Below are 8,818 nucleotides of genomic sequence, written 5' to 3'. Positions count from 1 at the left end.
AGTGTGTATTATTAATGGTTTTCGGCGATTTTTAGTACTTCTTACTTGGAAAGTACTAAGTCCTGTCATCCGCACCATTCATAATAACGACGAACACCTAGCGCTTAAGAGCACGCGGTGTTTTTTTGTAAAATTAGTGTAGATTGTGAATATTATTGCGCAAACCCCGATAAAATGATATTATATAAAAAAATACGGGGTATGGAGAGAAAATAATGTGATAGCGAGGAATGTGAATGAATGTTGACTTTAAAATTGGCAATCATATCAAGAGTATTCGTGTAGCAAAAAATATTTCACAAGCAGAACTTTGTAATGATATCTGCAGTGTAGCTACATTGGTCCGCATCGAAGCAAATAAGCAATCACCATCTTTTGAGTTGGTTATTGCCCTCTTAAACCGTATGGGTGTCTCGATTGATTCAATAATTGCCCGTACCAACTATAGTAATAGTTCTTTTTATTATGCCTTAAAAGATTCTTTAATTACAGCAAATGATGGTGCTCATTGGCATAAACTGAGTACACAACTACAATTAATTAATGATGAGCTCTATCAATCCTTGCCAATTATTGAACAGCAATTCATTGATATTATGCGCATTAATGCAGTTAAATTTGTTGATAAAGATTTTGAACTAGCTTATTCAATTGCAAAAAATGCATTAGCTAAAACTTTCAATCCAGGTAGTTTCGATTTTTTCAGTCATGAGGAATTACGGCTGATTAATGCACTTTTACAGTTTGATCATTCCCCTGAACATCTTGTGTTAACACATAAAGCTCTTGAATGGGCTGAAAAACAACCAGAGAGCGTGAAAGACTATCCTGCATGTATGTTACTGTTAACCGGATTGTTAATTACTAGCTACATGCAAGGTGATTGGCAAAATGCATTTCATTATGCCTCTCGCGGTTACAAAATGGCTATTACTAAGAATGGTTTTAAATTTGTACCAAATTTTCTTTTTGCTCAGGGAATGAGCTTGTACCAGCTTAACACTGATTTAGAGCGTGCTCGTTTAGATATGAAAGAGGCCTTGCATTTCTGCTACCAATATGAGATGCCTGAACTCTATGATGTTTTATTGCAAGACATTAGAGAATTTAATATAGAATTAGAAAAGGACAACTAATAAATAGTTGCCCTTTTGTTTTTTAAACAAACCATGCAATTAAAAACCAAAACATGCCCGTCACCTCCCGTCGTAAATACAATTTTAGCTCAGGGAACCATGAAAATATATACAAATATGACTAGTTACTAAAAATATGCTTGTAAAATATAGAAATCCTATCTATCAAATATGACAATAGAAAAACAAAAACACTCACGGTATAATTAATATAGAGTTCAAGACGAAGATGGAACTCCGCAATAGTTACTTGCAAGAGGCTAAATATTCATCTTATATTTCTGAAGTTAGGAACTTTCATTTTCTAGCAGGTAACTATTGTGCTTTATTTATTTTGCGGGGGCAACTTAAAAACCACTCTTTAGGAGTGGTTTTTTTATTTTCAAAAAAGTCCCAGATAAAATCACAAACTTCACAAAATACATCAAAAACGCCTTGTCTCACCTCGTATTATCAATTATTATTTTGCTTTGAAGGAGTGAATATATGGATATTTTAATATATGTTATACCAATTGTATTTATTTTAGTTCTAGGTATTGGACTTTTCATCTACGCACGTAAGAAGAGCAATCAATTAATGGCTTTTAAAGAAGAACATAGTGACAAGGCATTTTTAGGTAAAGGGCATTCAACTGCAAAGTTTGATTTACAGATAAATGGTAAAGATTTTGAATTGATGCCACAACATAAAGGCCGACTTGGATCAGCTTCAGCCGTTGCTTTTGCACCTAGTACTGAAACTTTGATTACTTTAAATAAAAACCTGACTCTACCAAAACAAGTGGTTAAGATGCGTGGTCAACAGCCAGTTGGACCAACTACCTTTGACTTTACTTTGAATGAGCCGATAAACTTTACTATTCCTACCGAAATAGGTGGACATTATGAGGTAGTTATTTGTAGTTTTGCTCGAGAGCTTGAACAATTTACCCATGAAAAAAACAAAGATTACTATAATATTTTAAAAGAAATTGAAATACCAGTTAATGAAGGTTCCGCGCCAAGTTATAATGTGGTTTTAGTTTGCTATGAAATGAGAGCTACTGTAGTTTAGAGGAGTTATTACATTATGGAACAAGCAGAAGTATTTTTTCGGAACAACCCAAGCCTTTTTGGCATCTTCCCTATTCTAGGCGCTATATTTCTTTATATAAGTGTTTGGCGTGATTTTAAATTTTTAAGAACCGGCCGTGGTGGCTGGATTGGTAAAATGATTTGGACCCATCTTGGTTATAAAGCATTTTACTTGGTTATCGCAACTCTGCTTTTAATTGCTGGAGTTATCTGGATCTTCATATTTTAAAAAAAACCCCAGCCGGCGGCTCGCCGGCTGGGGTTTTCTTTTCTCACTAAATGAGCTTACTAAAATCATGGTTGATAAAATCCACTAAAGTAAACTGACCATCCTCGTATTCAAATTTTAGAATGCAGCAATTTTTCAAACCGCGGACAATTCCGACTTTACTGTTAGCTTCCCAATTACGGGCAAACTGGGCATAAGCAGCACCATGTGAAACTGCCAACACAGTATTATGCCCGGGTTCATTCATAATCGCTTCCATGGTTTCAACCAAACGGGCGCGAAAATCCATTTCCCGTTCACCGCCAAAATCGGCAAAGAAATCACCATATGGAAGTTGCGGGTTTAAATCCTCACTCTCGCCCTCAAAAGTGCCAAAATTCCATTCTTTTAGCCCTTTTAGGCGCGTATAATCCATATCAGTTACCAACTCTAAGGTATCACAAGCTCGCTCTGAAGTAGAACTATAGGCCTTATCAAAAGAAATATTATTATCCTTGAAATACTGCCCGGCAATAACTGCTTGCTTGATGCCAGTCTCAGTTAATGGAGCATCACACCACCCTTGAATCTTCTTGCGAACATTAAACAAAGTCTGTCCATGCCGCATCAAATATAATGTTTTACTCATTATTCATTCCTCCTAACATAAGTTGTCTATAATAAGCTTAGCACCTTGGACTAACTCCAAGTCAAGTCTTTTTTTAAAGAAAATGAAACCCGGTGTTTACGAGCAAACACCGGGTTTTGCCAAGCACTGCTATAGAGAAGCAATTCCATTCGAAGCCAAAATCTGATATAATAGAAGTAATTTTTTAACAATAACGGGTGGCAATATGGTAAAGCTTGAAAAGGGCAATAAATACAAACGAAAATTTTTTATGGCAATGATCTTTACGTTCATTTCCGGATACATTGATATACTCGGCCTGGTTTCAATCGGCGGCATGTTCCTATCATTCATGAGCGGTAACACAACCCGTATCGGCTATTTCCTTGCTAATGGCGATTTTTCTTTTGCTATTCCCTACTTCATTATCATCTTCGCCTTTGTGCTCGGATCATTTATCGGCGGAATATTAAAAGAGCTGATAAAAAAAGAAATTCTGCTCATCGTGCTCATCAGCGATATTCTACTTATCATCTTGAGCATGATCTTCTATGTATGCGGACTTGACTGGCTAACCTATATACCATTAACAATCGCAATGGGCCTGCAAAATATTGCCCAGGTGCGCGTGAATAAGATTGTTATCGGCAAAACCTTCGCATCCGGCACCCTCCACGCCCTTGGCATCTCGCTCGCCAAACTGGTATTTAAAAAAGAACAGCCAACCACACCACTCATCTACTTTACATCATGGGCAGCAGCGCTGCTTGGCGCATTAATCGGTGCCCTGCTATTCTATCGCATCGGCTTAGAGTTCTCACTGCTAACCATGCTTATCATCTTGTTCCTGCTGTTTTTCTGGGTACTCTATCTGGAACTCATTGCCAAGGATACCGATATCCTTATTGAAGAAAATTAAAACCCCGACTCGCCACTGGCGAGTCGGGGTTTCACTTTTATCTCAAAGACTAACACAACTATTGATTTTCCTGTTTATCAATTGAAGTATCAATCGACTTGATAAAGCGGCGTAGTTTTTGGAACCGGAAGTAGTAGCCAAATCCGGCTACGAAATACAAACCGCCACCTATATAATTAAGCGTCATACGCCAAACATTCAGTCCTGTTGCCGGTGAAAGCATATTGGTTACTGCCTGAATCATCGTATCAATATCTGCGTAATCAGTTTGCAGCACAATAATCATCATATAAATGAGGGCACCGGCAGCAATTAGCGTTAATCCGGATGCAACCAATGATGCCAAACTTGCCAATTTAGAAAAATGAAATTGCAGTTCACGACGTAAAAGCAACAAAGTAATCACTAAAATTGAAATACTTAACGCACCAAAGAAAACATTAATGACAATTGCAATTGGTTGAAGAATAGCAATGACTATTAATATGATGTTTACCAGCAACAAGTTTTTATATTGGACAATTTGATTATAGTCAACGACTAATGTTTTTTCTTTCATGTGAACCTCAACTTCTAAAAAATATGCCATCAACTAAAAAATTGACGGCACATTCATTTATTCTTACTTATCTTCAGTAGCATCGTCTGCCGGTTCAAGAACTGTTTCTTCAACAATTACGGCCTCAACTTCGCCCGCTTCGTCAGTAATAACTGTTATTGTTTCATCAACAGCAACTACTTCCTCAGCCGGAGCTTCAGGCGCAACCGGTTCTACCGGTGCTACTGGCTCAACTGGCGCTTGCGGTTGAACCGGTGCGATTGGTTCCACAGGAGCTACTGGCGTAACCGGAGCCTGCGGTTGTACCGGCTGTACCGGTTGCACTGGCTGAACCGGTTGTACTGGCTGAACCGGTTGTACTGGTGCTTGTGGTTGAACCGGAGCTTGTGGTTGTATTGGTTGATTTGGATTTTGTGGTCCGCGATTTAAATGATTAGACGCTAGCATCACATAAACTTTATTCACTTGTTCAAAGCGAATCCAAAGCAATACTGTCGCTGTAACTAATAGTCCCCATGCAACGAATCCAAGGATTGTATGTAATCCGTTTAAAATCACTATCGCCCCTGCTGATGAACTAAAACCATACATATATGCTAAATCACTGATATTGCTGAAATCAGTAATATCGATATAGCTGCTGTAACGAGCAAACGCAGAGAATATTACAATAACAAGAATAATAAAGATTAATGTTTGCACTAAAATCAGAATTGACCCTGCTAATGAGAATGCCGTAGCCAAACGTTTTTGGTTATACTTTTTCTCCAAGTTCATAATGACAATTGATAACACCAAAATCGCGATTGGTAATGCATTAAAAATCCAGTTTAACCATTCGCCGACCCAAGGCACAATCATGATTGATGTCAAAATTGCCAAAGTCATGTATAAATTTTTCATTTTTTTGACATTATTTAATTCCATGTTTTTTCCTCTTTTCTCTTATGATATCTCTGATATTATAATATGTTCACTAAAAAAACTCAAGTTACATTACCGTAACCCGGCTCACATATATATGCGTTATAGTAATTCTTTTTCCCATTGTTCCGCTTTAAAACCATTAATAACATTTGACTCAGTCACCAAAATCGGCCGCTTCATCATCATACCGCTTGTCGCAAGTATATCAAGGGCGGTCTCAAAATCAGCGGTTTCAAGCTGTTCTTTCACTTTTTGGTCACGATACAATTGTCCTGAAGTATTAAAAAACTTCTTAATTGGCATCCCGCTTTTCTCAATGAATTGCCGTAATTCTTCTTTACTTGGCGGATTATCCTTAATATTAATTGTTTTTACCTCAATACCATTGTCAGTTAAAAACTTTGTTGCCTTCTTACATGTTGAACAACTCGGATACTCATAGTACACTATCATATTCTTCCCAAACTCCTTATATAGATAATATTAAAATATGTCTTATTGTTTATTGTATCATTTTTATGTGCACTTGTGGATAGTAACGCCCATAAATAAAAAGCCGGCGTGCAGCACGCCGGCTTTTTCTATTTTCGTTCATCTGCTTTAACTAAGTTAAGATTAATGTGACAGTAACCACCAGGATTTTTCTGCAAATAATCTTGATGGTATTCTTCCGCCGGGTAGAAATTTTTCAGCGGCTCAACTTCAACAACAATTGGTTTATCGTAATTTGCTTGCACTTTGGCAATAAAATTATGAGTGACTGCCGCATCTGCTTCGTTAGTATAGTAAATACCGGTCCGGTACTGACTGCCGCGATCATTCCCCTGGCGGTTAAGCACCGTCGGGTCTATGATGCGGAACAGCTGTTCGAGCAAATCATCAAGGCTGATGATTTGCGGGTCGTAAACAACCTCAGTTGTTTCCGCATGTCCGGTTGTGCCCATGCACACTTGTTCATAACTGGGATTCACAACCGTCCCCTGTGCATATCCAACGGTAGTATCAAGTACACCTTTTATTTGAGCAAAGTATGCTTCCACACCCCAAAAGCATCCGCCGGCAAACCATATTTTTTCCATGATTTTGGCCTCCTTTATGTTTTATCATGAAAATATTATAGCATGATAAGTCATTATTTACCGAATATCTGCATCAATAGCAACTTTTTTCACATAAAAGTGAAAGTATTTGCATAAAAGTGTTGACATTCTTAATGAAAACGTTTTATAATGAGTGAAAGTAAAAAATGAATTAGTAGGTGGCTATTGTGCTAAGCGGAATGATCAATCAACAATAACTGAAAATAGGTAAGTTTCTTTTGGGAAAGAACTTGCACTATTTTTCTGCACCTTTGTGCCGATTGTTTGATGATTATGGCTTTTAAGCATATAGACGCTTTTTTTGTACCCTATTATTGTTTTAGGTCGCTTTGCGAATATATTTGTTTTGGCTATAGTTGTGTTGCTTTCGCGCACAACTATAGCTTTTTTATTTTGTTTACGAGCAATATTTGTCCTGTTTATTATTTAATTAGGATTTATAATAAGAGTATATTGTCTCGTGAAAAAGTTTTTTTGAAAAGGGGTTTTCACATGTTTCGGATATTTGGACAACTTGGTTGGTTTATTCGTGAAATGAAGTGGCGGTATGTTTTGGCATTCTCTACTTTATTTGTCAGTGATGTGTTCTCGTTGTTAGTGCCTTGGATTACCGGTTTTATGATTGACCAGATGACGATGCATACACTCACTTTTGACATTTTGCTTTATGTAGCAATCGGCATGATTATTATTATCGTTGTCGGCTACTTCTTTAGTGTTATTTGGAATTTCATCTTTATTCATAACGCTAACCTTTTGGAATTTAAATTGCGGCGGCGGTTCTTTAACCACATTATTTCGCTCGATGGTAAATTCTTTAAAAAATATTTAACCGGTGATTTGATGTCGCGGGCAACTGAAGATATTCAGGCTATGAATGAGGCTATTGATTTTGGTCTCTTTATGCTTGCTGAGGCTTCGCTTTATTTAGTGTTGCTTTTAGGTTGTATGTTAGTTATCAATTGGCAGCTAACGCTGATTATTCTTATTCCGGTTGTTATTGTGCCATTTGTTGTATACCGGCTGGAAGTTTTGGCAGAGAAATATTATGAGGAAAGACAACAAGCCACAAGTCGGCTTTCTAACTCAGTGCTTGAGTCAATTGTTGGTATCCGCGTTGTTCGTGCGTATGCGCAAGAACAAGCAGATATGGCAAAGTTAAATGCCGGTGCGGAAACAGCATATCATGCAAACAATAAATTCAATAAATTGATTTCGCTATATGGCCCGGTGTTTACTATCATCTTTGCGATTATATTAACGATTGCATTTACCTTGGGAATTATTAATGTCTTCCAGGGAAATATGACGCCTGGTATCCTAGTTACTTATCTAGTGTATGTTCGGATGCTTGAGTGGCCGTTATTCGCCCTCGGAGCTTTTGCTAATATTCTGCAACGCGGTAGTGGCTCATATACTCGCCTTGATGCGGTGTATAACGAAACCAGTGATATTCATGAACCGGTCGCGCCTTTAGCCCTGCCGGCAATCGAATCAATTAGCTTTAAACATTATGCTTTTGAATATCCGCGGGCCCACCAGCTGACGTTGCAAGATTTAAGTTTTGAAATCGGACGCGGTCAGACCCTTGGAATTGTCGGAACAACCGGTGCCGGTAAAACAACGATTTTGCGGCAGCTATTGTTGCAGTATAAAGTTGGTAATGGCGGTATTCAAATCAATGGACATGATATTACTGAATTCAGTCCATACGATGTTCGCCGGCATATTTCATATGTACCGCAAGAGCATATTGTATTTTCTAAAACTGTTTATCAGAATATTTTACTTGGTAAGCCGAATGCAACTGAAGCTGAAGTTATGCAAGCAATTGAACATGCTGACTTCACTAAAGATATCGGCACCCTGAGTCATGGATTAGAAACAATTACCGGGGAATCGGGAGTTATGTTATCAGGTGGTCAAAAACAACGGCTTTCACTTGCACGTGCATTTGTGCGCGATGCCGATGTCCTCATTCTTGATGATTCACTCTCTGCCGTTGATGGTAAGACTGAAAAAAATATTATTTCCAATATCATGGAATATTATAATGATACGATTAAAATTATTGTTGCTCACCGGCTTTCGGCAGTGCAACATGCTGATAAAATTGTGGTAATTTCTGATGGTACGGTAGTCGAGACTGGTACCCATGATGAATTGATGCGCATTCCTAATGGATGGTATCACACCCAGTTTACTGAGCAAAACACTATGGATGTAGATCAAGACTAATAAATTTTGATTACACTCAACAGTATA

General features: G+C 37.8%; 10 protein-coding genes. 5 read left to right on the top strand and 5 right to left on the bottom strand.

Annotated features, from left to right (window positions below; genetic code table 11):
* Positions 1 to 236: 236 nt before the first annotated feature.
* The 3 genes from FEZ08_RS09335 to FEZ08_RS09325 all read left to right on the top strand — a co-directional run bounded on the left by FEZ08_RS09335 (position 237) and on the right by FEZ08_RS09325 (position 2,441).
* Positions 237 to 1,136: a helix-turn-helix domain-containing protein gene (locus FEZ08_RS09335; RefSeq protein ID WP_138191677.1), complete on the top strand. Its 900-nt coding sequence runs from the start codon at positions 237 to 239 to the stop codon at positions 1,134 to 1,136.
* 486 nt (positions 1,137 to 1,622) lie between these two features.
* On the top strand, positions 1,623 to 2,192 hold the full coding sequence (locus tag FEZ08_RS09330; protein WP_138191675.1) for a hypothetical protein: 570 nt from the start codon (positions 1,623 to 1,625) through the stop codon (positions 2,190 to 2,192).
* A gap of 15 nt (positions 2,193 to 2,207) precedes the next feature.
* Positions 2,208 to 2,441 carry a hypothetical protein gene (locus tag FEZ08_RS09325; RefSeq protein ID WP_138191673.1) on the top strand — a complete coding sequence of 78 codons (234 nt, stop codon included), beginning with the start codon at positions 2,208 to 2,210 and terminating at the stop codon, positions 2,439 to 2,441.
* A 46-nt stretch (positions 2,442 to 2,487) separates the two neighbouring features.
* On the opposite strand, the gene FEZ08_RS09320 is transcribed toward FEZ08_RS09325, so the two are convergent.
* Complete coding sequence (locus tag FEZ08_RS09320) at positions 2,488 to 3,069, bottom strand: histidine phosphatase family protein (protein ID WP_138191671.1); 582 nt, start codon at positions 3,067 to 3,069, stop codon at positions 2,488 to 2,490.
* A 205-nt stretch (positions 3,070 to 3,274) separates the two neighbouring features.
* Here FEZ08_RS09320 and FEZ08_RS09315 point away from each other — a divergent pair, with 205 nt between their 5' ends.
* Positions 3,275 to 3,967, top strand: a complete 693-nt coding sequence (locus FEZ08_RS09315; protein ID WP_138191669.1) for a YoaK family protein — start codon at positions 3,275 to 3,277, stop codon at positions 3,965 to 3,967.
* Positions 3,968 to 4,025: 58 nt separating this feature from the next.
* Here FEZ08_RS09315 and FEZ08_RS09310 read toward each other — a convergent pair whose 3' ends face one another.
* The 4 genes from FEZ08_RS09310 to msrA form a co-directional block, all read right to left on the bottom strand.
* A complete protein-coding gene (locus FEZ08_RS09310) occupies positions 4,026 to 4,526 on the bottom strand; it encodes a hypothetical protein (protein WP_138191667.1) in 501 nt (166 codons plus the stop codon).
* A gap of 63 nt (positions 4,527 to 4,589) precedes the next feature.
* Positions 4,590 to 5,453, bottom strand: a complete 864-nt coding sequence (locus tag FEZ08_RS12210) for a hypothetical protein (protein WP_171015014.1) — start codon at positions 5,451 to 5,453, stop codon at positions 4,590 to 4,592.
* Between the two features lie 99 nt (positions 5,454 to 5,552).
* Positions 5,553 to 5,906 carry a Spx/MgsR family RNA polymerase-binding regulatory protein gene (locus FEZ08_RS09305; protein WP_138191665.1) on the bottom strand — a complete coding sequence of 118 codons (354 nt, stop codon included), beginning with the start codon at positions 5,904 to 5,906 and terminating at the stop codon, positions 5,553 to 5,555.
* Positions 5,907 to 6,034: 128 nt separating this feature from the next.
* The gene (gene msrA / locus FEZ08_RS09300) at positions 6,035 to 6,532 is read right to left on the bottom strand and encodes a peptide-methionine (S)-S-oxide reductase MsrA (protein WP_138191663.1); all 498 of its coding nucleotides are present in this window, start codon (positions 6,530 to 6,532) and stop codon (positions 6,035 to 6,037) included.
* A gap of 513 nt (positions 6,533 to 7,045) precedes the next feature.
* Here msrA and FEZ08_RS09295 point away from each other — a divergent pair.
* Positions 7,046 to 8,791: an ABC transporter ATP-binding protein gene (locus FEZ08_RS09295; RefSeq protein WP_171015013.1), complete on the top strand. Its 1,746-nt coding sequence runs from the start codon at positions 7,046 to 7,048 to the stop codon at positions 8,789 to 8,791.
* The last annotated feature ends 27 nt before the right edge of the window (positions 8,792 to 8,818 follow it).

The sequence above is a fragment of the Culicoidibacter larvae genome, from assembly GCF_005771635.1.
Taxonomy (GTDB): Bacteria; Bacillota_I; Bacilli_A; order Culicoidibacterales; family Culicoidibacteraceae; genus Culicoidibacter; species Culicoidibacter larvae.
The sequence above is the reverse complement of the archived record's forward strand: the minus strand, read 5'-3'. Positions and strand labels throughout refer to the sequence as shown.